Origin of the sequence: Thermus oshimai DSM 12092 (assembly GCF_000373145.1) — a bacterium.
In the GTDB taxonomy this organism is placed as follows: Bacteria; Deinococcota; Deinococci; order Deinococcales; family Thermaceae; genus Thermus; species Thermus oshimai.
Genome location: NZ_KB890602.1, coordinates 92,751 through 117,281, shown reverse-complemented (window position 1 = coordinate 117,281; position 24,531 = coordinate 92,751). Strand labels below are relative to the sequence as shown.

The following is a 24,531-nucleotide window of genomic DNA, read 5'->3' as shown; positions in this document are numbered from 1 at the left end:
GGGTGCTCCTCCTCTTCGTGGACGGCCTGGGGCTGGGCGGGGCCTTGGAAGAGCTTTTCCCCCTCCTCCTCGCCCTCAAGCCCCAGCCTCTGGACGCCACCTTGGGGGTGGAGGGCCTGCCCCAGTCGGGCACGGGGCAGACGGCCCTCCTTACGGGCGTGAACGCCCCCCGCCTCCTCGGGCGCCACCAGGGGCCCTACCCCGCCCCGAGCCTCAGGCCCCTCCTAAAGCGGAGCCTCTACGCCTGGGCCAAAGAAGAGGGTCTTCCCGTCCTCCACGCCAACGGCTACCGGGAGGAGTACCTAAAACGGGCCCTAGACCCCAAGCGGCTCCGCCTTTCCGCCTTCGCCCTCTCCGCCCACCTGGCGGGCCTCCCCCTCCTCCCCCTGGGCCACCCCCTGGCCCTCTCCCCCCTTCTGGAAGACCCCGGGGCCTGGGGGAAGAAAGCGGCCCGCCTGGCCCGGGACTTCCCCCTGGTGGTGCTGGAGTACTGGGCCCTGGACCTGGCCGCCCACCGGGCCCCGGAAACCCTGCCCCGGTGCTTCCAAGAACTGGGGCTTTTTATGGAAAGCTTTCTGGAAGCAGGCGGGGAACTCCTCCTCGTATCCGACCACGGCAACGCCGAGGAGCCCTGGCACCCCCACCACACCCTGAACCCCGTGCCCCTGGTCTCCACCGCGCCCGCCCCGCCCCCACCCCGGGACCTCACCGGCTTCCTCCCCTGGTTGCAAACGATTATCACTTCTAAATACAAGAAATCCGAGCGGAATACTTGACATTATCCCCCCACCCCCCTAGACTTGGGGGCGGAGGGCGCCCTCCTTCTGGAGGTGAACCGGTGAAGCGAGTCCTACCCCTTATCGGTCTAATGGCCCTGGGCCTCGGGATGGCCCAGCAAACCCTTACGGTCTACAGCGGGCGGGGGCAGAGCCTGGTGGAGCCCCTGGTGAAGCAGTTTGAGCAGGACACGGGCATCCGAGTCCAGGTGCGCTACGGCACCGACGCCCAGATCCTGGCCACCCTCCAGGAGGAGGGGAGCCGCTCCCCCGCGGACATCTTCTGGGCCAACACCTCGGGCGCCTTAGGCCAGGCGGCGGAGCGGGGCCTCCTAAGGCCTTTGGGGGAAAGCCTCCTGAAGGTGCCCGTGGGCTTTGTGCCGGCTTCCAAGACCTGGGTGCCCGTCACCCTGCGCCTGCGGGTCCTGGCCTATAACCCCGCCAAGGTCAAGGCGGAGGAGCTGCCCCAAAGCATCCTGGACCTCCCCCGCTTCGCCCGGGAGAAGGGGCTCAAGGTGGGCTGGACCCCCACCTACTCCAGCTTCCAGGACATGGTGGCAGGGATGATCCTGCTCCATGGGGAAGAGGCCACCCGCCGGTGGCTCCAGGAGATGAAGGCCCTCTCCCCCAAGAGCTACGCCTCCAACCCCGCCATGCTGGACGCCATCCGCGCGGGGGAGGTGGACCTCGGCTCCACCAACCACTACTACGTCCTCCGCTTCCAGCGGGCGGGCTACACCTTTGGGGTCCACCACTTCAAGGATGGGGACGCGGGCAACCTGGCCCTGGTGACGGGGGCGGGGATCCTGAAGACGGGCAAAAACCTTTCCGCGGCCACCCGCTTCCTCACCTACCTCCTCTCCCCCAAGGCCCAGCAGTACTTCGTGGGCAACGTGGGGGAGTACCCCCTGGTGAAGGGGGTGGTGCCGGACCCCAGGCTCCTTTCCCTGGAGGAGGCCCTCAGGAAGACGCCCAGGCTGGACTTTGAGAAGCTGGACCTGGACCGGGCCCTGAGGCTCCTCCGGGAGCTCGGGGTTCTCTAAGGGAGGTGGCCCCGGGATGACCCTGGTTCGCGTCCGCCATCAGCTCCCGGGGCTCCTCCCCTTCCTCCTCCCCGCCCTCCTCACGGGGGGCGGGGTGGTGCTCCCCCTCCTCTACCTCCTCTTAAGGGCCCTGGAGGCCGAGCCCAAGGCCTTTTTTGAGATCCTCCTTCGGCCCAAGAACCTGGAGCTCCTCCTCAACACCCTGGCCCTCCTCCTGGGGGTCCTCCTCCTCGCCACCCTCCTGGCCCTGCCCCTGGCCTTCCTCACCACCCGCACGGACCTTAGGGGGAAGCGCCTCTGGGCCACCCTCCTGGCCCTGCCCCTGGCGGTGCCGGGGTACGTGGGGGCCTACGTCCTCCTGGCGGCCACGGGGCCCGGGGGGGTGCTCCCCCTGCCCCGCCTCGAGGGGTACTGGGGGGCGGTCCTGGTCCTGGGCTTCACCACCTACCCCTACCTCTTCCTGGCCCTCAGGGCGGCCTTTTTGGGCCTGGACCCGGGCCTGGAGGAGGCGGCGAGAACCCTGGGCAAAACCCCGTTGCGGGCCTTCTTCCAGGTGACCCTGCCCCAGCTCTTTCCCGCCTTCCTCTCCGGGGCCCTGGTGGTGGCCCTGCACGTGGTGGGGGACTTCGGCACGGTGAGCCTCCTCCGCTACGAGACCTTCTCCTACGCCATCTACCTCCAGTACAACGCGGCCTTTGACCGGACCTACGCCGCCTGGCTGGCCCTCTTCCTCCTCCTCCTCACGGGAGGGCTCCTCCTCCTGGAGGGGCTTCTTTTGAGGCGGCTCCACCTGGCCCGCTCGGGGAAGGGCCTGGGGAGCAAGGGAAGGCCCCTCTCCTTAGGGGCCTTCCGGCCCCTGGCCTACGCCCTCCTCCTCCTGCCCCTCCTCCTGGCCCTTCTTTTCCCCCTCTTCGCCCTTTTCCACCTGGCGAGCCGCTTCCCCGCTGGGGGCCTGGTGGGCCTGCAGGAGGCCTTCTGGCACTCCGCCCTGGTGGCCCTGCCCGCCGCCCTCCTGGCGGTGGGGATGGCCCTCCCCATCGCCTACCTGAGGGTGCGCCAGCCCTCCCCGGCCTCCCAGACCCTGGAGCGCCTGGCCTACCTGGGGTACACCATCCCCCCCCTGGCCTTCGCCCTGGCCTGGATCTTCTTCAGCCTGCGCGGGGTCCCCTTCCTCTACGGCACCCTGCCCCTTCTCGTCCTCGTCCTGGCCTTCCACTTCCTGGCAGAGGCCTTAGGCCCCGTGCGGGGGGCGCTTTACCAGGTGCCAAGGAGGCTGGAGGAGGCCGCCAGGACCCTAGGGGAAACCCCCACGGGGGCCTTCTTCCGGGTCACCTTCCCCCTCCTCTGGCGGGGGGCGGTGGCCGCGGGGGCCCTGGCCTTCATCGGGGCGGTGAAGGAGCTCCCCATCACCCTTCTCCTGGCCCCCATGGGCTACAGCACCCTTTCCACCCGGGTTTTCAGCTACACTCAGGAAGCCATGTTCGCCGAGGCCGCGCCCTTCGCCCTCTTCATCCTCCTCCTCTCCGCGGCCTTCGTGGGGGTGTTGCTTTGGAGCGAGCGCCGCTACTAGAACTGGAGGGCATTCAAAAGCGCTTCGGGGGGCTAGAGGTCCTGAAGGGGGTGAACCTGGCCCTCTACCCGGGGGAGATCCTGGCCCTCCTGGGGCCCTCGGGGTGCGGGAAGACCACCCTTCTCCGGGTGGTGGCGGGCCTCGAGGTCCCCGAGGGGGGACGGGTCCTCCTGGAGAGGAAGGACATCACCCACCTCCCCCCGGAGAAAAGGGGCATCGGCTTCGTCTTCCAGGACTACGCCCTCTTCCCCCACCTCACCGCCCTCGGCAACGTGGCCTTCGGCCTTAAGGGGAAAGACCGCCTGGAAAAGGCCTTAAAGGCCCTGGACCGGGTGGGGATGACCCTTTTCAAGGACCGGAGGCCCCACGAACTCTCCGGCGGCCAGCAGCAGCGGGTGGCCCTGGCCCGGGCCCTGGCCCCTGGCCCTAAGCTGGTCCTCCTGGACGAGCCCTTCTCCAGCCTGGACGCGGGGCTGAGGGAGAGCACCCGGGAGGAGGTGCGCCGGATCCTCAAAGAAACGGGCACCGCCGCCCTCCTCGTCACCCACGACCAGGAGGAGGCCCTTTCCTTCGCCGACCGGATCGGGGTGATGCGGGGGGGGAGGCTGGAGCAGGTGGGCACCCCGGAGGAGGTCTACCTGCGCCCAAAGACCCCCTTCGTGGCCCAGTTCCTGGGGCGGACCAACCTTCTTCCGGGGGAGGCCCGGGGGCGGTACGCGGAAACCTGCCTGGGGAAGGTGCCCCTCCTGGAGCCCGCCCACGGGCCCGTCCTCCTCTCCTTGCGCCCTGAGGCCCTGCGCCTCAGCCCTCCCGGGGAGGGGGTGGGGGGGGTGGTGGTGGCCCGAGCCTTCAAGGGCCACGACCTCACCTACCGGGTGCGCCTCCCCGACCGGGAGGTCCTGGTGCAGGAAGCCCCGGGCTGCCCCTACCGGGAAGGGGAAGCGGTGGGGGTCAGGGTGGAGGGCTTCGGGGTGGTCCTGGAAGGGGAGGCCCCCAAGGCGGTGCGCACGCAAAAGGCGTAGATTGGAGGGCGTGCGGCGGATCCTCCTCCTTCTGGAGTACGACGGAAGCGGCTTTGCGGGGCTTCAAAGGCAGCGGGCGGGCCTGCGCACGGTGCAAGGGGAGCTGGAGAAGGCCCTTTCCGCCATCGGGGCCCTCCCCAAGGCGGTGGCCGCGGGGCGGACGGACGCAGGGGTCCACGCCCTGGCCATGCCCTTCCACTTTGACCTCCCAGGGCGCATCCCCACGGAAAAGATCCCCGAGGCCCTAAACCGCCTCCTCCCCGAGGACCTAAAGGCCCTTTCCGCCCGGGAGGTGCCCCCCACCTTCCACGCCCGGCGGGACGCCAAAAGCCGCACCTACCTCTACCGCCTCCTCCTCAGGCCCCACCCCTCCCCCCTCCTGCGCCAGCGGGCCTGGTGGCTTAAGGGGCCCTTGGACCTAAGGGCCATGGAGGAAGCCCTTCCCCTCCTCCTCGGCCGGCACAACTTCCTGGGCTTCGCCAAGGAGGAGGTGCGCCAGGGGGAAAGGGAGCTCTACGAGGCCCGCCTCGAGGCCCTGGAGGGGGAGGTCGGCCTCGAGGTGCGCCTCTACTTCCGGGGGAATAGCTTCCTAAGGGGCCAGGTCAGGGGCATGGTGGGGACCCTGGTGGAGGTCGGCCGGGGAAAGAGGCCCAAGGAGAGCCTAAAGGCCATCCTGGAAACGGGCGAGAGGCGCCTGGCCGGGCCAAGCGCCCCTCCCCAAGGGCTTTACTTCGTGGAGGCCACTTACGAGCTATAACCCCGATAGAACCCCCTGCGGCGGAAAGTGAAGGAGACCCACCGAAGCTTTGGACTCAGAGCCGGCTCCTGGGGTCCAAGGCGTCCCTAAGCCCATCCCCCAGGTAGTTAAAGGCCAGGACGGTGATGAAGATCATGAACCCCGGAGGCAGGGCCAGCCAGGGGGCGGTGAAGATGTACTCCTGGGCGTTGGTGAGCATGTTACCCCAGGTGGCCACGGGGGGCTGGATGCCAAAGCCCAGGAAGGAAAGGGCCGCCTCCACCAGGATGGCCCCGCCGATCTGCAAGGTGGCCTGGACGATCAGGGGGGCCAGGGTGTTGGGCACCAGGTGGCGGAACATGATGCGGGCGTCCCTGGCCCCCAAGGCCTGGGCGGCCGTGGCGTAATCCTGCTCCCTTAAGGAAAGGATATTCCCCCGCACCAGCCGGGCCGTGCCCAACCAGCCGAAGAGCACCAGGATGGCGATGATGATGAAAACGCTGGCCGCATCGCCGAAGACTCCCTGGGCCCACTGCCCCACCTTCACCCCGGGGTCGCGCAACAAGGCGGAAAGCACAAGAAGAAGGGGAAGGGTGGGGATGGTGAGCATGAAGTCGATAAGACGGCTTATGGCCACGTCCAAATCCAGGCGGATCTCCCCCTTAAGCCCATACCATGCCGCCCAGAGCACCAGGGCCAAGGTCAAACCGAAGCCCAGGTAGCTCACCAGGCTTCCCGCCTGCAAGCCGTCCTTGGCCAAGGCCCAGGCGATGGAAAGCGCCATGTACAAAGCGCCGTAATAGAGGAACCAGGAAAACACCCGCCACAGGGCAAAGCTCCAGGGATAAAACCCTTCCCGCTCCCGCCTTAAAGGCCCCAGGTAGAATCGCAAGGGCCGGCCCGAGAAGTACCCCGCCAGGGTACCCATGATGGTACCCAGGATCACGCTGGAAAAGGCCACGGCAAAGCCCACCAAGAGGGAGATGCGGGAGCCATAGATGATGCGGGAAAGCACATCGCGCCCCAGGTCATCGGTGCCCAGAAGGTGCTCCCGGGAAGGAGGGTTGAAATAGTACTGGCCTACGTCCTCCCCCGTAGGCTGGGCCGTGGGATCGTAAGGGGCAATCCAAGGGGCAAAAATGGCCATCAGAATCAGGAAAATGATAACCACCAACCCCGCCATGGCCATCTTGTGCCGCCTTAAGCGGCGCCAGAAGAGGCTGAAAAAGGTGCGGGGCTTGGCTTTAGTTGGGTGCGCTTGTGTCGCCATGCTCCACCTCTAGCTGTAGCGGATGCGGGGGTCCACCACCGCATAGGCCAGGTCCGCCAACAGGTTAAAAAGCGCGGTCATCAAGGCCAGGAAGGCCAGGGCCGCCATGGCCACGTTGTAGTCCTTCTCCACCAAGGCGTCAAAGATGGCCCGGCCCATCCCGGGGTAGCTGAAGATGGTCTCGGTGATGGTGGCCCCGCCCAAGACCCCGGGGATGGCCAGGCCCACCAGGGTCACGATGGGGATGAGGGCGTTCCGGAGGGCATGCTTGTAGAGCACCACCCGTTCGGAAAGCCCCTTGGCCCGGGCGGTGCGGATGTAGTCCTGGGAAAGCACCTCCAAAAGGGAGGCCCGCATGAACCGGGTCCACTCGGCCATCTGCAGGGCGGAAAGGGTGAGGACGGGCAGGATCAGGTGCCAGGCCCACTGGCCCAGGAAGGCCCCAAAGCTCACCGCCCCGGAGCGCACGTCCTCCCAAAGGATGGGGGGCACGCCCCCGGTGGGGAACTGGGGGAAGCCGGGAATGCGCTCCGGCAGGACGATGGCGAAAAGGTAGAGGAGGAGGATCCCCAGGAAAAACACGGGCATGGAAAAGCCCACAAAGGAGAGGAAGGTGATGGCGTAGTCCGCCAGGGAGTACTGGCGCACCGCGGAAAAGACCCCCACGGGAATGGCCACCAAAAGGGCCAGGGTGAGGGCGAGCCCCGAAAGGACCAGGGTCTTGGGCAGGCGCTGGACGAAGATGTACTCCGCGGCGGGGATCCCGTAGGTGCGGCTGTAGCCCAAATCGCCCCGCACCGCCCGGGAGAGCCACTTGAAGTAGCGGATGTGCAGGGGCTGGTCCAGGCCGTAGGCCCGCTTCAGGGCCTCAAACTGCTCCGCGGTCATGCGCGGGTTCTGCCGCTTGAGCTCCTCCAAAGGGTCCCCCGGCTGCAGGGCGAGGAGGGCGTAGATGACCACGCTGGCCGCAAACAGCAGGGGAATCATCTGTAAAAGCCTTCGCACCGTGTAGGCAAACACCGTTTTACCTCCTGGTTTTGGACCTCAAAGCCCTTCTTGGGCGTGAAAAAGCCCGCTGGGAAAACCCCAGCGGGCCCCACTATACCACCCAGGCTACTTGGTGGAAAGGGCGTACTTCGCCTGGTCCCACTTCTTCACGGCGCCGCGGCTGGCCCAGCCGATCTCCCAGGCGTTCCAGCCGGGGTAGCCGTAGCCGCCGGAGTAGGCGCTGGCCACGTAGTTCACGAGGCCCTGGCGCACCACGTAGGGGTTGGCGCGGAAGTAGAGGGGCAGGGCGGGGAGCTCCTCGGCCCAGATCTCCTGGGCCCGGGCGAAGAGCTGCTTCCTGCGGTTCTCGTCAAACTCCAGGACGCCCTGGCTGGTCAGGCGGTCAAACTCGTCGTTGCGCCAGCCGCCGATGTTCTGGCCCTGGTAGTTGTTCTCCTTGGTGGGCACCAGGATGGCCCCGGTGTTCAGGTTCTTGTACTGGAAGAGGCCACCGTCCTCCTGCAGGTTGGAGACCCAGGCGAACTCAAGCATCCCCGTCCACTTGCACTCGCTGGCCCGCTGGATGAACTCGTCGGCGAAGACCACGGCGGAGGGGGCGTTGTTGATCTTGACCGCGATGCCGATCTTCTTCAGGTCCTCGGCGAAGAACTGCTGGGTGCGCTCGCGGATGGCGTTGCCGGCGGTGGTCACGAACTCGATCTCAAAGCGCACGGTGCGCCCGCCCACGGTGCGCTGGAGGATCCCATCCGGGCCCTTCCTCCAGCCCATCTCCGCCAAGAGGGCCTCGGCCTTCTTCAGGTCAAACTCGTACTTCTTCACGTTGGGGTTGAAGAGGGGGTTGACGGGGGCGATCCAGGTGTGGGCCACGGGCTGGAGGCCATCGAAGAAGGCCTTGACCAAGCCCTCGCGGTTCATGGCGTGCAGGAGGGCCTGACGGGTGCGCTTGTCGTTCAGGCCCAGGTCCCGCACGGTCTGGCAGCTCTCAAACTTGTTGATGTCGATGTGCTCCCAGATGGCCCCGGGGACGAACCAGATGTCAAAGCGGCCGGGGGCACGGGAGGTGAGCTGGCGGCTGCGGCCCTGGTCAAAGGTGAGGGCCACGCTGGAGGTGGCGTCAATGGACCCGCCGATCACCGCCACCAGGAGGGAGTTGGTGTTCTGGATGAAGCGGTAGACCACCTTCTGCACGTACTTGCTCTCCCCGCCCTCGGGCTTGATGGGGAAGTTGGGGTTCCGCTCCATCTCAATGGAGTTCCCCGGCACCCAGCGCTTCAGCTTGAAGGCACCGGAGTAGACCATGGCGCCCTTATTGAGCTGCGCCGGGGTGGAAAACTTCAGGAAGAAGTTGCGGTAGAGCTCGTTGAGGCGCTGGGCATCCTTATCAGGATCCAGGCTTCGGGCCGCCGCCTTCACCTTCTCCCACTCGGGCCCCATGATGTGCTTGGGGGCGTAGCCGATGGGGGAGCCGTAGGTGTCGTAGTAGTAGGCGGGTTCAAAGATCACGGTGAAGTTGCGGGCGTCCTTCACCTGGAGCTGCACGCGCTCCCAGTAGTCGGGGTTAAGGACGGGCATGCCCTTGGCCTTGCCCACCTCGTAGTAGAAGGCCACGTCCTCGGTGGTGATAGGGCGGCCGTCGGACCAGCGGGCGTCTGGGCGGATGGTGAGGTCCATCTCCAGGCGCTTCTTGCCGCCGCCGATGTCCCGGACCCGCAGGCGCCCGTTCTGCTGGGTGGGCACCTCGGTGGCCAGAACGGGGAAGTTCTGGCTGTTGGCGTTGAAGCCGATCAGGGGAGCGAAGAGGTACTGCTCAATCTCGCTCTTGATGGACTGGTTGGAGATGATGTTGAGGAAGTCCCCTGCCAGCACCCTGGGCTCCTGGGAAGCCCCGATCACCAGGCTGTTGTCCTGAGGCCCCGCCAGGGCCAGGCCCAGGGCGGTTAAACCGAGTACAGCCAGCTTGCCTACTTTTCTCATACGGCCTCCTTTCGTGGTTGCGGCACTACCTTAGTGGCCAAGGGTATTATAAGGCCCCTTCCCGATAGGTCAATGGGAAAACGCTAAGGGGGATGGGAAGAAGGTTAAGGGGGCCTTGACCCAGGCCCCCCAGGCACCCAAAAAATCTTCAGTGGCCGCAGGTGCGGGCCTCCCCCTCCTGGTCCTTGGTGCGGAAGGAGTGGCCGCACCCGCAGGTGCTGGCGGCGTTGGGGTTGTGCACGGTGAAGCCGCCCCCCATGAGGCTCTCCACCCAGTCAATCTCTGAGCCCACCAGGTAGGGCAAGGACATGGGGTCCACCACCAGGCGCACCCCGTGCATCTCCACGAAGGTGTCCCCCTCCAGTTCCCTTTCGTCCACCGCCATGCCGTACTGGAAGCCCGAGCACCCCCCGGACTTGATGTAGACGCGGATGGCCGCGTGCTCCTTGCCGTAGCGGGCCAGGATCTCCTTGGCCTTTTGTGCCGCCTGGGGGGTGATGCTCAGCACCGTCTCTTGGACCATACCCGCCTCCCTACCCCCCACATTATCAGGGGAAGGGTAAGCAAGGGTGAAGTGGCTCACGGAAAGGGATTAGGATGGGGGCGTGGACATCGCCAAGGTGCAGGAGGTCTTGAAGGAAGAGCGCCTGGACGGGTGGCTCCTCTATAGCTTCGGCCGGGGGAACCCCTTGGCCCTCGAGGCCCTGGGTCTAGCCCACCTCCACCTCACCCGCCGCTTCGCCTACCTCATCCCCCGGGAAGGGGCGCCCACCCTTCTCTGCCACGCCATAGAGGAAAGCCTCTTCCCCCCCCTTCCCGGAGCGCGGAGGACCTACCACACCTGGAGGGGCTTATGGGAAGAGCTCTCCCGGCTTTTGGAGGGGAAAAGGCGGGTGGCCCTGGAGTACGTGCCCGGGGGGGCCATCCCCTACCTCTCCCGGGTGGACGGGGGCACCCTGGACCTCCTGCGGGCCCTTGGGGTGGAGGCGGTCTCCTCCTGGCCCCTCCTCCTCCTCTTCCAGACCTGGGGGGAGGAGGCCCTAAAGAGCCACCGCCGGGCGGTGGAAGGGCTCCTAAGGGCGCGGGACCGGGCCCTAGGCCTCCTCAAGGAGAACCCCAAGGCCACGGAAAAGGAGGTCCAGGGGGCCATGGCCGAAACCCTCCTCGCCCTGGGGCTCGTCTTTGACCACCCCCCCATGGTGGCCTTCGGGAAGAACGCCGCCAACCCCCACCACGAGCCGGGGGAGGCGCGGCTAGAAGAGGGCGAGGTGGTCCTTCTGGACCTTTGGGCCAAGGAGCCCGGGGGGGTCTACGCGGACCTCACCTGGATGGCGGGGCTTAGGGTGGGCGAGGCCGCCCACCAGGCCTTCGCCGCGGTGGCGCGGGCCCGGGATGAGGCCATCCGCTTCGTGGCGGAGGCCTATAGGGAGGGCCGGTACCCCAGGGGGTTTGAGGTGGACCGGGTGAGCCGCAAGGTCCTGGAGGAGGCGGGGTATGGGGCCTACCTCCGCCACCGCACGGGGCACAACCTGGGGGAGGAGGTCCACGGCTCAGGTCCTCACCTGGATGACCTGGAAACCCACGACTTCCGCCCCTTGGTGCCGGGGCTCGCCTTCACCGTGGAGCCCGGGCTTTACCTGCCTGGCTTCGGGGTGCGCACCGAGGTGAACGTCTACCTGCACCCCACGGGTCCGGAGGTCACCACTCCCTTGCAGGAAGCCCTTACCCTCCTTTAAGTAGCCCCTTCGGGGCTGACCTAGGTAGCCCCCTTCGGGGCCAACTTGGGCATACCCCTCTCCCGTGGTATCTTGGGGAACGGCATGGACCGCCCCCTCCTGATCTTCTCCGGCCAGTCCAACAAACCCCTGGCCCAAGCCATCGCCGAGGCCCTAGGCCTGCCCTTGGGCAAAAGCACCACCCAGCGTTTCGCCAACGACAACCTCTTCGTGCGCTTTGAGGAAAGCCTGAGGGAAGGCGACGTCTTCATCGTCCAGTCCCTCACCCCCCCGGTGCAGGACCACCTCATGGAGCTCCTCATGATGGTGGACGCGGCCAAGGGGGCCAGCGCCGCCAGGGTCACGGCGGTCATCCCCTACTTCTCCTACGCCCGTAGCGACAAGAAGGACGCCCCCCGCATCTCCATCGCCGCCCGGCTCATCGCCGACCTCCTCCAGACCGCCGGGGCCGACCGGGTCCTCACCATGACCCTACACTCCCCCCAGGTCCACGGCTTCTTCAAGGTGCCCGTGGACCACCTCTCCGCCGAGCCCGTCATCGCCAACCACTTCGCCACCCGGGTGGACCTGGAAAATGCCGTGGTGGTGGCTCCGGATGCCGGCGACCTGAAAAGGGCCAGCTCCCTGGCCCGGCGCCTCCGCCTTCCCCTGGCCTTCATCGACAAGGAGCGGGTATCCGACACCGAGGTGCGGGTGCGGATGCTGGTGGGGGAGGTGAGGGGGAAAACCGCCTTGATCGTGGACGACGAGATCTCCACCGCAGGCAGCCTGGTGGAGGCGGTGGAGGCCCTCCTCCAGGCGGGGGCCAAGGAGGTCTACGCCGCCGCCACCCACGGGGTCTACGTGGGTCCGGCCCTGGAGCGCATCGCCAAGAGCCCCGTGAAGGAGGTGGCGGCCACCGACACCTGCCTCCCCAAGGAGGGCCCCAAGCTCAAGACCCTCACCGTGGCCCCCCTCTTCGCCGAGGCCATCTGGCGCATCCACCGGGGAGAGTCGGTCTCCAGCCTCTTCACATGAGGGAAGAACGCCTCCGCCTCGCAGGGCTTCCCGCCCTCCTCAAGCGGCCGGAAAACCCCAAGGGCCTCCTCCTCGTCCTCCACGGCCTCCAGGGGTCTAAGGAGCATATCCTGGGTCTCCTTCCGGGCTACGCGGAAAGGGGCTTCGCCCTTCTCGCCTTTGACGCCCCCAGGCACGGGGAACGGGAGGGGCCGCCCCCTTCCGCCAAAAGCCCCCGCTACGTGGAGGAGGTGTACCAGGCGGCCCTGGGGTTCAAGGAAGAGGCCCTAAGGGTGGCGGAGGAGGCGGAAAGGCGTTTCGGCCTCCCCCTGTACCTGGCGGGGGGAAGCTTAGGGGCCTTCGTGGCCCACCTCCTCCTTTCCCAGGGCTTCCGGCCCAGGGCGGCTTTGGCCTTTATCGGAAGCGGCTTCCCCATGAAGCTCCCAAAGGGGCAGGTCCTGGAAGACCCCAGGGTGCAGGCCCTCTACGAAGCCCCCCCGGCCCTAAGGGGCGCGGGCTACGGGGGGGTGCCCCTTCTCCACCTCCACGGCACCAAAGACCTCATCGTCCCCCTGGAGCGCATGGAGAAGACGGTGGAGGCCCTAAGGCCCCACTACCCCGAAGGCCGCCTGGCCCGCTTCGTGGAGGAGGGGGCGGGGCACACCATCACCCCCCTCATGGCCCGGGTGGGCCTGGCCTTCCTCGAGGCCTGGGGGGAAGGGGCCTGATGGTCCTGGTGGGCCTGAAGGGCTACCGGGGCTACCCCGGGGGGTTCAGGGCCTACCGGAAGGCCTTCCCCACGGTGGAGCTCTCCTGGTGGCACCGGGCGGGGGACCCCAAGACCATCGCCCGGCTTAGGGCCCTGGCCCCCCCCGGCTTCCGCTTCAGCGTCTTTGGCCACAAGCACCTCACCTTCCGCCCCTCGGGGGAGGAAAGGCGGGTCTTAAGGCGCTTCCTCCGCCGCTTTCGGGCTTTCGGGGAGAAGAGGGGGGCGGTGCGCCTTTTGGTGCCCGAGGTAGAGCCCGAGGCCTTCGGGGCCTGGCTGGACCTCTTGGAGGAGGTGGAGGGGGAGCTCGGACGCGCTCCCATCGCCTTCCAGGCCCCGGAAGCCCTCCGGGGGCCCATCCGAAAGCGGGGGTACGCCCTGGTGAACGAGGAAGGGGGACCTTTCCTCTACCTCCTGGACCCCGAACGGGTGCCGGAGGAGGGGGAGGGGTTCGCCTACTTCACAAACCCGCCCCCTGGACCTACACTCATAGCGGAGGTTGACCCGGATTGAAGGCGGCCAAGCGCTTTTCCCCCAAAGAGGCTGAGGAGATCTACCTGGTCCCCCACTGGGGGGCGGGGTTTTTCCGGGTGGGCGAGGAGGGGGAGCTGGAGGTGACCCCCCTAGGCCCCAAGGGCCCCGCGGCGAGCATGCTGGAGATCGTGGAGGCCCTTAGGGACGAGGGGCGGCCCCTCCCCATGCTCCTCCGCTTCCCCCAGATCCTGGAGGCCCGGGTGCGGGAACTGAACGAGGCCTTCCGGAGCGCCATGGAGAAGTACGGCTACGGGGGGGGCTACCGGGGGGTCTACCCGGTGAAGGTGAACCAGCGCCGGCTGGTCCTAGAAACCGTGGCCCGCGCGGGGAGGCCCTACCACCACGGCCTCGAGGCGGGGAGCAAGGCCGAGCTGGCCCTCATCCTGGCCCAGGACCTTTCCGAAGAGGCCCTCATCACCACCAACGGCTTCAAGGACGACGACTTCATCCGCCTGGCCCTCATGGGCAGGAAGCTGGGCCGGAACGTGGTGGTCACCCTGGAAAAGTTTGCGGAGCTTTCCCGGGTGGTGCGGCTTTCCCGGGAGCTTGGGGTGGAGCCCCAGATCGGGATCCGCTACAAGCTCAAGGCCAAGGGGGCCGGGCAGTGGGAGAACAGCGGCGGGGAGCACGCCAAGTTCGGCCTCACCACCCCGGAGATCCTGAAGGCGGTGGAGATCCTGAAGGCGGAGGGCCTCCTCCAGAGCCTGGTCATGGTCCACGCCCACATCGGCAGCCAGGTGACGGACATCCGCAAGATCAAGGCCGCGGTGCGGGAGGCGGCCCAGACCTACGTCCAACTGCGGAAGCTCGGGGCCCCCGTGCGCTACCTGAACCTGGGCGGGGGGCTGGCGGTGGACTACGACGGCTCCAAGACCAACTTCTACGCCTCGGCCAACTACACCCTGCCCGAGTACGCGGAGGACCTGGTGTACGTGACCAAGGAGGTGGTGGAGGCCGCGGGGGAGCCCCACCCCACCCTGGTCACGGAGTCCGGCCGGGCCCTCACCGCCTACCACAGCGTCTTGGTCCTGGAGGTCACGGACGTCATCACCCCGCCGGGGGAGGCGCGCCCAAGCCCGCCCCCGGAGGACGCCCACCCCCTGGTCCAGGAGCTTTGGGAGGGGCTTCAGGGCCTTTCCGCCAAGAACTTCCGCGAGGTCTACCACGACGCCTTCTCCGACAAGGAAACCCTCCAGACCCTCTACGACCTGGGCCTGGTGTCCTTGAGGGACCGGGCGCTGGCGGAGGAGATCTTCTACCACATCGCCCGCCGGGTCTACGCCCTGGCCCAGGAGCTCCCCTACACCCCGGACGAGCTGGAGGATCTGGAAAAGCTCCTGGCCGACAAGCTGGTCTGCAACTTCTCCATTTTCCAAAGCCTCCCCGACGCCTGGGCCATCCACCAGCTCTTCCCCATCGTGCCCCTCTCCCGCCTGGACGAGCGCCCCACCCGGAGGGCCACCCTGGTGGACATCTCCTGCGACTCCGACGGGAAAATCGACCGCTTCATTGACCTGCACGACGTGCGCCACACCCTCCCCGTGCACCCCGTGCGCCCGGGGGAGCCCTACTACCTGGGGGTCTTCCTGGTGGGGGCCTACCAGGACGTGCTGGGCTCCAACCACAACCTCTTCGGCCAGGTGGGGGAGGCCCACGTGACCGTGGGGGAGGAGGGCTTCGCCATTGAGCGCTTCGTCCCCGGGGAAACGGCGGAGAAGGTCATTGAGAAGATGGGCTTCACCGCAAGGGAGCTCGCCCTAGGGGTGGAGAAGCTGGTGCGGCAAAGCCGGCTTTCCCCCGCGGCCAAGGGGGCCTTCCTGGAGCGGTACGCCCGGGAGCTTCAGGGCTACACCTACCTTGAAGACTAAGGCGCCCGCCCTTTCCCAGAATCCCTAAGCCCCCGCCGAAGCCTTCGCTTGGGCGGGGTGGCCTTGAGCTATACTTGCCCTTTGTGCGGGACGTCCTCGAGGTCCTGGAGTTCCCCAAGGTCCTAGCCCTCCTGGCGGAAAGGGCCCAGACCCCTTTGGGCCAAGAAAGGGCCTTGGCCCTCCTCCCCCTTTCCCGGGAGGAGGCCGAGCGCCGCCACCGCCTCACGCAGGAGGCCCTGACCTACCCCTACCGCCTCCCCGACGCGGGGGGCCTGAGGGCGGCCTACGAGAAGGCCCTCGGGGGGGGAAGGCTTTCCGGCCAAGAACTCCTCCTGGCGGCCGAGGCCCTGGAGGAGGCCGAGGCCCTGAGGGAGGAGCTGAAGGGGCTGGAGGGCCTGGGGGCGGTGGCCCAGGGCATCGGGGACCACGGCCGCTTCACCAAGCGGGTGCGGGGGGCCATCGACGAGGAGGGCCGGGTGAAGGACGAGGCGAGCCCCCGCCTCAAGGCCATCCGCCGGGAGCTTGGGCCCCTTCGCCAGCAGATCCTGGACCGGCTCTATGCCCTCATGGATGCCCACAAGGAGGCCATCGGGGAAAGGTTCATCACCCTGAGGCGGGAGCGCTACTGCATCCCCGTGCGGGCCGGAATGGCCCACAAGGTGCCCGGCATCCTCCTGGACGAGTCCGAGTCCGGGGCCACCCTCTTCGTGGAGCCCTTCTCCGTGGTGCGGCTCAACAACCGCCTGCAAAGCCTAAGGTTGCAGGAGGAAGAGGAGGTGGCCCGCATCCTCTCCGAGCTCACCGCCCTCCTGGCGGAGGACGAGGGGCTTTCGGAAACCCTCGAGGCCCTGGGCCTTTTGGACCTCCTCCAGGCCCAGGCCGCCCTGGCCCGGGACCTGGGGCTTAGGCCCCCCCGCTTCGGCGAGGGGTACGCGCTCAAGGAGGCCTTCCACCCCCTCATCCAAAACCCCGTCCCCAACGACCTCCGCCTGGATGGCGCCAGGCGCCTCCTCCTCATCTCCGGGCCCAACATGGGGGGGAAGACCGCCCTCCTCAAAACCCTGGGCCTTGCGGTGCTCATGGCCCAGGCCGGCCTCTTCGTGGCCGCCCGGGAAGCCACCCTGGAGTGGCCGGACCGCATCTTCGCCGACATCGGGGACGAGCAGTCCCTGCAGGAAAGCCTCTCCACCTTCGCGGGGCACCTGGTGCGCATCAAGGAGGCCCTGGAGGGGGCCACGGAGAAAAGCCTCGTCCTCATAGACGAGCTCGGAAGCGGCACCGACCCCGAGGAGGGGGCCGCCCTCGCCCAGGCCATCCTGGAGCGCCTCCTGGAGCTTGGGGTGAAGGGGGCCGTCACCACCCACCTCTCCCCCCTCAAGGCCTTCGCCCAAGGGCGGGAGGGGATCCTGAACGCCTCCATGCAGTTTGACCTGAAGACCCTCCGCCCCACCTACCGCCTGCTCCTGGGGGTGCCGGGGCGGAGCTACGCCTTCGCCATCGCAAGGAGGCTGGGCCTCCCCGAGGGGGTCCTGGCCCGGGCCGAGGCCCTCCTCCCCGAGGCGGGGCGGCTGGAGGGCCTCCTGGAGCTCTTGGAGAGGGAACGGCTTGCCCTGGAAGGGGAGCGGAAGGCCCTGGAGGCCCTAAAGGCCGAGGCGGAGCGCCTAAGGGCGGAGCTCGCCAGGAAGGAGGCCCTTTGGGAGGAGGAGCGGGCGGAGAGGCTAAAGGCCCTGGAAAGGGAGGCCTCCGAGCGGCTTAAGCGCCTCGAGGCCGAGCTCAAGGCCCTTCGGGAGCGGGCGCGCACCGAAGGCAAACGGGACGCCCTGAAGGAGGTCATGGCCCTAAGGGCCCGCTACCTCCCCAAGCGGGAAGCCCCCCCTCCCCCGCCCGGCCTGGCCCCGGGAAGCCCGGTGGAGGTCCCCTCCCTGGGGCAGAAGGGGCGGGTGGTGGAGCTTTTGGGGGAGGAGGCCCTGGTGCAGGTGGGCCCCCTCAAGCTCCGGCTCAAGACAGCGGAGCTGAAACCCCTCAAAGAGGAGGCCCCGCCCAAGGCCGTCACCCTTAGGCCCAAGCGGGAGGTCAAGGAGGTGGACCTCAGGGGGCTCACGGTGGAGGAGGCCCTTTTGGAGGTGGACCACGCCCTGGAGGAGGCCAGGGCCCTGGGCCTTTCCACCCTCCGCCTCCTCCACGGCAAGGGGACGGGGGCCCTTAGGAACGCCATCCGCGAGGCCCTAAGGCGGGACAAGCGGGTGGAGAGCTTCGCCGATGCCCCCCCTAACGAAGGGGGGCACGGGGTCACGGTGGTGGTCCTGAAGGCCTAGTCCCCGTGGAGCTTGGCGTAAAGGGGCGCCAGGTCCTCCGGACGGAAGCGGGCGGTGTAGCCCTTGGGGGGAAGGGGCTCCTCGTAGAAGAAGGCGGGCAGGCGGTCGTCCTCGTGGGTGAAGCCCGCCAAGTGGTTGAAGCGGTGCTCCAGCCGGAGCACCTCCTCCCCGAGCCGGGTCCAGTACTCCCCGGGAAGCTCCACCCCCAAGACCCCAAAGATGGCCTCCCGCACCAGGTCCTGGTTCTTGTTGGTCACGCTGCCCCCGAACACGCAAAGCCCCAGGCTGTCGTTGGCCGCGGCGTTCACCTGGGCCTGGTGGCTCGCCAAAAGGATCTCCTCCACCGGCATGGCCCGGGTCTCGAGGCGGGGGGCGTTCCCCGCGGTGTGGTCCGCCCCTTGGGCGGTGACCATCATGGTCACCCCTGTGGCCTCCACCACCCGGGGGTCGTAGGCGGAGATGGCCTGCCGCTTGATCACCGGCACCCGCTTAAGCCCCAAGGCCTCCCCCACCCGGGCCGTCCCCTGGGCCAGGAAACGGGCCTCCTCCGTAGGGGTGTAGAGGGCTTCCAGCTTTTTCCGCAAGAAGGCGTAGTCCCCCCAAGGGGCCTCCCCCTTCTCCAGGAGGAGGGCCAGGGTGGCCCCCGCCTCGATGGTGTCAATCCCCAGGTCGTTGGCCAGGCGGTTCAGGTGGGCCACCTGGTCGGGGTCGTTGAGGCCGCAGTTGGTGCCAAGGAGCCCGATGGTCTCGTACTCCAGGGGGGAGACGATCTCCTCTCCCCTTTCGTCCACGATGACGTTGGAGCACTGGATCACGCACCCGGGCATGCAGGCGTGGGTGTGCTTGCCCCCCCGGGCCTTGTTGAGGGGGGCGATGTACTGGCCCCCCATGCGGAAGGCCTCCGGCGGGGCCAGGCGGCCTTCGCGGAAGTTGCGCACGGGCAGCCCCCCGAAGGCGTTCTGGAAGTCCGCCATCCCCATGGTGCCGATGGCGTTGTAAAACTGCATGACCAGGGGGTCCTGGCGGAGGAGGGCGGCGTAGCGCCTCAGGGCCTCCGTGGCCTTGGGCTTGTCCTGCACCAGGGGGCGGCCCGCCACCTCCACCACGATGGCCTTCACCCGCTTGGAGGCCATCACCGCCCCCACCCCGCCCCGGGCGGCCAGGCGGGAAGGGCGCCCGTCCACGTCGCTGAAGGCGATGCCGGATAGGAGCCCCCCGTACTCCCCCACGGGGCCCAAAAGGGCGAAGGCGATCTTCTGGCCGTAGGCGGAAAAGAGCCTCCTCGCCGCCTCGTAGTTCCCCAGTCCCAAAAGCCCTTCCGCGGGCTCAAAGAAGACCTCCCCCTCCCGGGTGAGGCGGAGGACGGTCCACTCCGGGGCCTGGCCTTCCAGGACCAGGTAGGAAAGGCCCAGCTGCCCCAGGGCGTAGCCGAAGGTGCCCCCGCCGTTGGCCTCCTTGATCCCTAGGGTGAGGGGGCTCCGGGTGCCCACGCTGGTGCGGTTGGCGTTGGAAAAGCTGGTGCCCGCCAGGGGCCCCACGGCGAACACCAGGGGGTTCTCCGGGGAAAGGGGGTCAAAGCGGTAGGCCTCCCGTTCCATGAGGAGCTTAGCCGTCCGGTACCGCCCCCCGAAGGCGGCCTCCTCCAAGGGGACCTCCTGCCAAAAGGCCTTCCTCTCCTTCAGGTCAAGCCGTAAAGACCGCCGCACCGTCCACCTCCACGCGCACCACCCGGGCCTCCTCCGGATGCCGGAAGGGGTCCCGGTCCCACACCGCCAGGTCCGCCTTATGCCCTGGCCAAAGCCAGGCGGGGGGCAGACCGCTGGCCTCAGGCTGAGTGTAGTAGAAAAGGGCCCGGGCCAAGGGGATGCCCCTCCCCATCAAGGGCCGCCCCGCGGCCAGGGCCCCCTTCAGAGGGCTTACCTCCCGCACCACCGGGGCATCGGAGGAGAAGGCCAGGGAAAGCCCCGCCCGGGCCATGCGGGCCAGGGGGTAGCACCGGGGGAGGAATTCCTGGGGAAGGTAGCGGAGGAAGTTCTCCCTCAGCTCCTCCAAAAAGATAGGTTGGGGGACGGCCCAGACTCCCAAGGCCCGGGCCAGGCTTAAAGCCTTGGGCCCCGGCAGGCCGAAGTGCTCCAGGCGGTGGCGGACGGGAAGGGGCCGGGCCTGGTAAAGCCGGCGGTAGGCCTCCAGGACCTCCAGGATGGCCACGTCCCCGATGGCGTGGGTGGCCACGAAGAAGCCCCTCTCGTGGGCGGGCAGGGCCAGCTCGAAGAGCTCCCCCGCGGAAAGCCTTAGCACCCCCTTTCCCCCCACCTCCCGGTAGGGCCGGCTCACCGCCGCGGAAGCGCCGGAAAGGCCCCCGTCCGCGAAGAACTTCACCCCGGCCACCACCAGGCGCTCGGAACGGTAGGGCTCGGGCAGAGGGTAGGTGGTCTCCTCCCCATCGGGCCGCACCACGGCCAGGACGCTCACCCGTAGGGGCAGGCGGCCCTCCCGGTCCAGGCGGCGGTAGGCCTCCAGGAGAAGGGGGTCGGCCCCCGCTTCCAGGGCGGAGGTGATCCCCCGGCTGAGGAGGTGATGGGCCCCCGCCAGGACATAGCGCTGGTAATCCTCCACCGTGCGCCGGGGCATGGCCCGTTCCAGAAGGCCATAGGCCCGTTCCAGAAGGAGCCCCTCCTCATAGCGCACCTCGCCCCCCGGGGGGCTTGGGGTGTCGGGACCGATGCCCGCGGCGCGGAGGGCTTGGGTGTTGGCCACGTGGATGTGGGCGCAGGTGCGGGTGAGGAGCACCGGGCGGCGGGGAAGAATCCCGTCCAGGAAGGCCCGGGTGGGCCAGGCCCCCAGCAGGGCCTCGTTCCACCCCCGCCCGAGCACCCAAGCCCCCGGGGGGAGGAGGCGGTCCCGCTCTTGCAGGAGCCGCTTCAGCGCCTCGAGGGACCCCACCCCCCGGAGGTCCAGGAGGTCCGTGAGGAGCTGGCCGATCTTCCAGATGTGCACGTGGGCATCGTGGAAGCCAGGCAGGACCACCTCCCCCTCCCCCTGCCCGGGCTCGAGGCCCGCCACCCGCCCCTCCTTCACCCAAAGGGCCCGGTAGGGGCGGTACCGGCCCTGGGCGTCGGGGACATAGACCCGGCCCGCCACCCGCCTCACCAGCCCACCTCCGGGTTCCGCCAGACCACGAAGACCCCGTAGTTGAGGCAGGAGGGGTCCTCCAGGTAGTCGGGGATGATGCCGTAAACCCGGTACCCCCGCCTGAGCTGCACGGAGAGGACAGGATCGGTGAGCTCCCCCCGCACCACCCGGTGCACGTACTCCTCTATGGGCATCTCCCGGGCGTGGAGGTGGTAGCCCTTGGGCATGCTCCCCGCCACATGGCCCTTAAGCCCAAGGCGGCGCACCAGGTCCTGCCGGGCCTGGTACAAAAGCCGGGAAAGCCCCAGACCCCGGTACTCGGGGAGGACGCCGATGTCCGCCCCGTAAAGCCAGTCCCCTTCCGGGTCGTGGTTGGTGAGCCAGTTGCCCGCCACCGCCTCGATGTAGCGGTGCTGGTAATGGTGGAAGTCCACCCGGGTGCGGAAATCCGTGGAGCAGGCCACCACCTTTCCCGTGGCCACCTCCACCACCGCGTGCTGCCCCTCGGGGAAGATGCGCAGGTGGGAGAGGTAGTGCTCCCGGGTCATGCGCTCCTCCCGGGAAAGGGTGGGAAAGCTCTTCTCCTGGATCTCCTCCAAAGCCTCCGCCATCCAGGGTTCCGAGCGCACCACGGCGAAGCGCCCATCCTCGGAAAGCAAAAGGGGCTCAGGCAAGGGCGGCATACACCTCCCGGATGTTCTCCCGAACCACCTCTAAGGCCTCTTCCAGCATGTCCAGGGGGATGTCCAAAGGGGGCAGGAAGCGGAGGGCGTTGGAGTAGAGGCCGGCCCGGATGGTGATGACCCCCTTTTCCGCGTTGCGGCGCACCAGCTCCAGGACGAACTCGGGCCAAGGCTCCTTGCCCTTTGGGTCCTTCACAAACTCCAGGGCCATCATGGCCCCCACGCCCCGCACATCCCCCAGGGCCGGGACCTCGGCCTTTAGGGGCTCAAAAACCTCCCGCACCTTGGCCTCAATGGCCTGGGCCCGCTCCAGGAAGCCGGGGGTCTCAAGGATCCTCAGGGCCTCCAAGGCCGCCGCCGCCGCCAGGGGGTTCCCCCCGTAGGTGCTCCCTACCCCGCCCACGTGGGGGGCGTCCATGACCTCCGCCCGCCCGGTAACGGCGCTGATGGGCATCCCCGCCCCCAGGCTCTTGGCGGAGACCAGAAGGTCCGGGGCCACCCCCGCGTGCTCAATGGCCCACATCTTGCCCGTGCGCCCCGAGCCCGACTGGACCTCGTCCACCACCAAAAGGGCCCCGGTGCGGTCGGCGATCTCCCGGAGCTTACGCAAAAAGGGGTGGGGCACGGGGATGAACCCCCCCTCCCCCAGGACGGGCTCAATGACAATGGCCGCCAGGGCGCTGCCGTCCACGTGGGCGATGAGGGCGTTTTCCAGGTTCCACAAGGACCAGTCCAGGTACGCCTCCTCCGTCATCCCCTTGGGGGTGCGGTAGAGGTTGGGCACGGGCAGGCGGTAGACCTCAGGGGCGAAGGGGCCGAAGCCCTTTTTGAAAAGGGCGTACTTGGAGGTCATGGCCATGGTGAGGTTGGTGCGCCCGTGGTAGGCCCCTTCAAACACCATCACCGCAGGCCTACCCGTATAGGCCCGGGCGATCTTCACCGCGTTCTCCACCGCCTCCGCCCCCCCGTTGGCCAGGAGGGTCTTGGCGGGGCCGGGGCCGGGAAAGAGGCGGTTTAAAGCCTCGGCCAGGGCCACGTAGGGCTCGTAGTTGGCCACAATGGCGCACATGTGGATGAGGCGCTCCGCCTGGGCCTTTAAGGCCTCCACCACGCCCTCCGGGGTGTGGCCCACGGCCAAGGCCCCGATCCCCCCGGCCAGGTCAATGAGGACGTTCCCGTCCACGTCCTCCACCAGGGCCCCGTGGGCCCGGGCCACGGCGATGGGGTTGGCCTGGGCCAGGGCCCGGGTGACCGCCTGGGCCCGCCTCTCCTGGAGCGCCCGGCTCTTAGGGCCGGGAATGGGGGTTTTCAGCTGGATGTATCCCATGGTTCCTACCGGCTCTTGACCGCGGTCCAGACCTCGTCGTAGATGCGGTTGTCCTTGCCCAGGTCCAGGATGAACTCCATGCGCTTCATCATCTCGGCGGGAGGATAAATGGCGGGGTTCTTGCGGTCCTGGGGGTTGATGTAGGGCAGGGCCGCCTTGTTGGGGGTGGCGTAGCGGTTGAAGTTGGAAAGCTGGGCCCCCACCTTGGGGTCCAGGATGAAGTTGATGAAGCGGTGGGCCCCTTCAGGGTTCGGGGCCTTGGCGGGGATCATCATGGAATCCACCCACAAGGTGGCCCCTTCTTGTGGGATGGCGAAGGCCACCTTGCCGGGGTTCTCGTCGGCGGCCCGCACCGCGTCCCCGTTGTAGACCACGGCGTAGGCGGCGGCCCCAGCCACCACCCGGTTCTTGCCCCCCACCCCCCCTTCAAACCCCAGGAAGTAGCGGCTCTTCTTGGCCTCGAGGAGCACCTGGCCCGCCCGCTGGACCTCCTTGGGGTTCTTGGTGTTCACCGAATAGCCCAGGTACCTAAGGGCAATCCCCAGCATCTCCCGGGGGGAGTCCATGAGGATGAAGGGGGCCTTGGGCTCCTTGAAGAGCACCCCCCAGGTCTTAGGCTCCGCCGTCCGGTCCTTGCGGTAGATGAGGCCGGTGGTGCCCCACTGGTAGGCGGCGGAGTAGCGGTTGCCGGGGTCAAAGGGCGGGTTCTTGAACTTGTCGTCCAGGTTTCTCAGGTTGGGGATCTTGCCCTGGTCCAGGGGCTGGACCAGCTTCAGGTGGATCAGGGAGGGCACGTAGAAGTCCGAAGGAAAGATGACGTCGTACTGCCCCACCCCGCCCGCCTGGAGCTTGGCGATGAGCTCCTCGTTGGACTCGTAGAGGTCCACGCGCACCTTGAGGCCGGTCTGCTTGCTGAAGGCCTCGAGGATGGCGGGGTCTATGTACTCCGACCAGATGAAAAGCCGAAGCTCCTTCTGGGCCAGGCCCAGGGCCAATAAAACCGCCAGCACCGCCAGAATCCTTTTCATGCCGCCCTCCTTGTCAAGCGCTCCGCGCTCAGGACCAAGACCACGGTCACGAGGAAGATCAAGGTGGACACCGCGTGGATCTCTGGGGTAAGGCCCCTCCGGGTGGAGGCGTAGATGATGAGGGGCAGGGTCTGGCTGGCGGGCCCCGCGGTGAAGAAGCTGATGACGAAATCGTCCAGGGAAAGGGTAAAGGCCAGCATGGCCCCGGCCACGATGCCGGGGGCCAGGAGGGGGAGGAGGACCCGCCTTAGGTAAACGGGGTAGGTGGCGTAGAGGTCCCGGGCGGCCTCGTCCAGGTCCCGGGGAAGGCTCCGCAGGCGGCTGGCCACCACCAGGGCCACAAAGGCCACCTGGAAGGTGACGTGTCCGATCACCATGGTGAGGAGGCCCGGCTCAAAGAGACTGGAAACCGCTCTCAGGAAGCCGAAGGCCACCACCAAGGCCGCGGCCAGGATGAGGTCGGGGGTCACCACGGGGAGGTAGAGGACGTTTTCCAAAAAGGCCCGGAACCCCCGGCCCCAGGGGTGGCGCTCCAGGCCCAGGGCGAAGAGGGTGCCCAAAAGGGTGGAGAGGAGGGTGGAGAGGAGGGCCAGGAGGAAGGTGTTGCGGGCGGCCTCGAGGATGGCCTCGTTGGAAAAGAGGCGCAGGTACCAGTCCAGGGTGAACCCCCCCCAGGAGAGGCCGTGGCGGGTCCGGTTGAAGGAGAACAGGGCCACCGCCAGCATGGGAAGGTAAAGGAAGGCCAAA

The 24,531-nt window shown here is 67.9% G+C and carries 21 protein-coding genes; 11 read left to right on the top strand and 10 right to left on the bottom strand.

Annotation, left to right across the window (positions count from 1 at the left end; all coding sequences use genetic code 11):
- Positions 1 to 2: 2 nt before the first annotated feature.
- The 5 genes from B043_RS0100700 to truA all read left to right on the top strand — a co-directional run bounded on the left by B043_RS0100700 (position 3) and on the right by truA (position 5,168).
- Positions 3 to 776, top strand: a complete 774-nt coding sequence (locus B043_RS0100700) for a hypothetical protein (protein WP_018460569.1) — start codon at positions 3 to 5, stop codon at positions 774 to 776.
- Positions 777 to 868: 92 nt separating this feature from the next.
- Positions 869 to 1,819 carry an iron ABC transporter substrate-binding protein gene (locus tag B043_RS0100695; protein WP_018460568.1) on the top strand — a complete coding sequence of 317 codons (951 nt, stop codon included), beginning with the start codon at positions 869 to 871 and terminating at the stop codon, positions 1,817 to 1,819.
- 16 nt (positions 1,820 to 1,835) lie between these two features.
- Positions 1,836 to 3,389 carry an ABC transporter permease gene (locus B043_RS0100690; protein WP_018460567.1) on the top strand — a complete coding sequence of 518 codons (1,554 nt, stop codon included), beginning with the start codon at positions 1,836 to 1,838 and terminating at the stop codon, positions 3,387 to 3,389.
- Positions 3,368 to 4,411 carry an ABC transporter ATP-binding protein gene (locus tag B043_RS0100685; RefSeq protein ID WP_026234058.1) on the top strand — a complete coding sequence of 348 codons (1,044 nt, stop codon included), beginning with the start codon at positions 3,368 to 3,370 and terminating at the stop codon, positions 4,409 to 4,411. The genes B043_RS0100690 and B043_RS0100685 overlap by 22 nt, the downstream gene beginning before the upstream one ends.
- A gap of 10 nt (positions 4,412 to 4,421) precedes the next feature.
- The gene (truA, locus tag B043_RS0100680; protein ID WP_026234057.1) at positions 4,422 to 5,168 is read left to right on the top strand and encodes a tRNA pseudouridine(38-40) synthase TruA; all 747 of its coding nucleotides are present in this window, start codon (positions 4,422 to 4,424) and stop codon (positions 5,166 to 5,168) included.
- A 55-nt stretch (positions 5,169 to 5,223) separates the two neighbouring features.
- Here truA and B043_RS0100675 read toward each other — a convergent pair whose 3' ends face one another.
- From B043_RS0100675 to erpA, 4 genes are all read right to left on the bottom strand, one after another.
- Positions 5,224 to 6,417: an ABC transporter permease gene (locus B043_RS0100675; protein ID WP_026234056.1), complete on the bottom strand. Its 1,194-nt coding sequence runs from the start codon at positions 6,415 to 6,417 to the stop codon at positions 5,224 to 5,226.
- A gap of 9 nt (positions 6,418 to 6,426) precedes the next feature.
- A complete protein-coding gene (locus B043_RS0100670; protein WP_018460563.1) occupies positions 6,427 to 7,437 on the bottom strand; it encodes an ABC transporter permease in 1,011 nt (336 codons plus the stop codon).
- Positions 7,438 to 7,530: 93 nt separating this feature from the next.
- A complete protein-coding gene (locus B043_RS0100665) occupies positions 7,531 to 9,399 on the bottom strand; it encodes a peptide ABC transporter substrate-binding protein (protein ID WP_018460562.1) in 1,869 nt (622 codons plus the stop codon).
- A gap of 148 nt (positions 9,400 to 9,547) precedes the next feature.
- Positions 9,548 to 9,922, bottom strand: coding sequence for an iron-sulfur cluster insertion protein ErpA (gene erpA / locus B043_RS0100660; protein ID WP_016328669.1), 375 nt, complete (start codon positions 9,920 to 9,922; stop codon positions 9,548 to 9,550).
- An 82-nt stretch (positions 9,923 to 10,004) separates the two neighbouring features.
- Between erpA and B043_RS0100655 the strand changes: the two genes are divergently transcribed.
- The 6 genes from B043_RS0100655 (at position 10,005) to B043_RS0100630 (ending at position 17,614) form a co-directional block, all read left to right on the top strand.
- Positions 10,005 to 11,135, top strand: a complete 1,131-nt coding sequence (locus tag B043_RS0100655; RefSeq protein ID WP_018460561.1) for a M24 family metallopeptidase — start codon at positions 10,005 to 10,007, stop codon at positions 11,133 to 11,135.
- Between the two features lie 84 nt (positions 11,136 to 11,219).
- Positions 11,220 to 12,152: a ribose-phosphate diphosphokinase gene (locus tag B043_RS0100650; RefSeq protein WP_018460560.1), complete on the top strand. Its 933-nt coding sequence runs from the start codon at positions 11,220 to 11,222 to the stop codon at positions 12,150 to 12,152.
- Positions 12,149 to 12,859 (top strand): alpha/beta hydrolase, encoded by a 711-nt coding sequence (locus B043_RS0100645; protein ID WP_018460559.1) that lies wholly within the window; start codon positions 12,149 to 12,151, stop codon positions 12,857 to 12,859. The genes B043_RS0100650 and B043_RS0100645 overlap by 4 nt, the downstream gene beginning before the upstream one ends.
- On the top strand, positions 12,859 to 13,410 hold the full coding sequence (locus B043_RS0100640; RefSeq protein WP_018460558.1) for a DUF72 domain-containing protein: 552 nt from the start codon (positions 12,859 to 12,861) through the stop codon (positions 13,408 to 13,410). The genes B043_RS0100645 and B043_RS0100640 overlap by 1 nt, the downstream gene beginning before the upstream one ends.
- Positions 13,407 to 15,299 carry a biosynthetic arginine decarboxylase gene (gene speA, locus B043_RS0100635; protein ID WP_016328664.1) on the top strand — a complete coding sequence of 631 codons (1,893 nt, stop codon included), beginning with the start codon at positions 13,407 to 13,409 and terminating at the stop codon, positions 15,297 to 15,299. The genes B043_RS0100640 and speA overlap by 4 nt, the downstream gene beginning before the upstream one ends.
- 83 nt (positions 15,300 to 15,382) lie before the next feature.
- The gene (locus B043_RS0100630) at positions 15,383 to 17,614 is read left to right on the top strand and encodes an endonuclease MutS2 (RefSeq protein WP_026234055.1); all 2,232 of its coding nucleotides are present in this window, start codon (positions 15,383 to 15,385) and stop codon (positions 17,612 to 17,614) included.
- Here B043_RS0100630 and B043_RS0100625 read toward each other — a convergent pair.
- The 6 genes from B043_RS0100625 to B043_RS0100600 are packed head-to-tail and all read right to left on the bottom strand — an operon-like array spanning position 17,611 to position 24,509.
- Positions 17,611 to 19,320 carry an aldehyde ferredoxin oxidoreductase C-terminal domain-containing protein gene (locus B043_RS0100625; protein ID WP_018460556.1) on the bottom strand — a complete coding sequence of 570 codons (1,710 nt, stop codon included), beginning with the start codon at positions 19,318 to 19,320 and terminating at the stop codon, positions 17,611 to 17,613. The genes B043_RS0100630 and B043_RS0100625 overlap by 4 nt on opposite strands.
- Complete coding sequence (locus B043_RS0100620; protein ID WP_018460555.1) at positions 19,298 to 20,764, bottom strand: amidohydrolase; 1,467 nt, start codon at positions 20,762 to 20,764, stop codon at positions 19,298 to 19,300. The genes B043_RS0100625 and B043_RS0100620 overlap by 23 nt, the downstream gene beginning before the upstream one ends.
- Positions 20,761 to 21,429, bottom strand: a complete 669-nt coding sequence (locus B043_RS0100615) for a GNAT family N-acetyltransferase (RefSeq protein WP_018460554.1) — start codon at positions 21,427 to 21,429, stop codon at positions 20,761 to 20,763. Before B043_RS0100615 ends, B043_RS0100620 begins: the two co-directional genes overlap by 4 nt.
- Positions 21,413 to 22,756, bottom strand: coding sequence for an aspartate aminotransferase family protein (locus B043_RS0100610; RefSeq protein WP_018460553.1), 1,344 nt, complete (start codon positions 22,754 to 22,756; stop codon positions 21,413 to 21,415). The genes B043_RS0100615 and B043_RS0100610 overlap by 17 nt, the downstream gene beginning before the upstream one ends.
- Positions 22,757 to 22,761: 5 nt before the next feature.
- The gene (locus B043_RS0100605) at positions 22,762 to 23,784 is read right to left on the bottom strand and encodes a polyamine ABC transporter substrate-binding protein (RefSeq protein WP_018460552.1); all 1,023 of its coding nucleotides are present in this window, start codon (positions 23,782 to 23,784) and stop codon (positions 22,762 to 22,764) included.
- Positions 23,781 to 24,509, bottom strand: a complete 729-nt coding sequence (locus B043_RS0100600; RefSeq protein WP_211207609.1) for an ABC transporter permease — start codon at positions 24,507 to 24,509, stop codon at positions 23,781 to 23,783. Before B043_RS0100600 ends, B043_RS0100605 begins: the two co-directional genes overlap by 4 nt.
- Between the last annotated feature and the right edge of the window lie 22 nt (positions 24,510 to 24,531).

Bases quoted from the DNA above. Each gene is read 5' to 3' on its own strand.
- B043_RS0100695 (WP_018460568.1), top strand. From the start codon at position 869: ATGGCCCTGGGCCTCGGGATGGCCCAGCAAACCCTTACGGTCTACAGC.
- B043_RS0100690 (WP_018460567.1), top strand. From the start codon at position 1,836: ATGACCCTGGTTCGCGTCCGCCATCAGCTCCCGGGGCTCCTCCCCTTC.
- B043_RS0100675 (WP_026234056.1), bottom strand. From the start codon at position 6,417: ATGGCGACACAAGCGCACCCAACTAAAGCCAAGCCCCGCACCTTTTTC.
- B043_RS0100665 (WP_018460562.1), bottom strand. From the start codon at position 9,399: ATGAGAAAAGTAGGCAAGCTGGCTGTACTCGGTTTAACCGCCCTGGGC.
- erpA (WP_016328669.1), bottom strand. From the start codon at position 9,922: ATGGTCCAAGAGACGGTGCTGAGCATCACCCCCCAGGCGGCACAAAAG.
- B043_RS0100650 (WP_018460560.1), top strand. From the start codon at position 11,220: ATGGACCGCCCCCTCCTGATCTTCTCCGGCCAGTCCAACAAACCCCTG.
- B043_RS0100645 (WP_018460559.1), top strand. From the start codon at position 12,149: ATGAGGGAAGAACGCCTCCGCCTCGCAGGGCTTCCCGCCCTCCTCAAG.
- B043_RS0100640 (WP_018460558.1), top strand. From the start codon at position 12,859: ATGGTCCTGGTGGGCCTGAAGGGCTACCGGGGCTACCCCGGGGGGTTC.
- B043_RS0100615 (WP_018460554.1), bottom strand. From the start codon at position 21,429: ATGCCGCCCTTGCCTGAGCCCCTTTTGCTTTCCGAGGATGGGCGCTTC.
- B043_RS0100610 (WP_018460553.1), bottom strand. From the start codon at position 22,756: ATGGGATACATCCAGCTGAAAACCCCCATTCCCGGCCCTAAGAGCCGG.
- B043_RS0100605 (WP_018460552.1), bottom strand. From the start codon at position 23,784: ATGAAAAGGATTCTGGCGGTGCTGGCGGTTTTATTGGCCCTGGGCCTG.
- B043_RS0100600 (WP_211207609.1), bottom strand. From the start codon at position 24,509: ATGCTGGCGGTGGCCCTGTTCTCCTTCAACCGGACCCGCCACGGCCTC.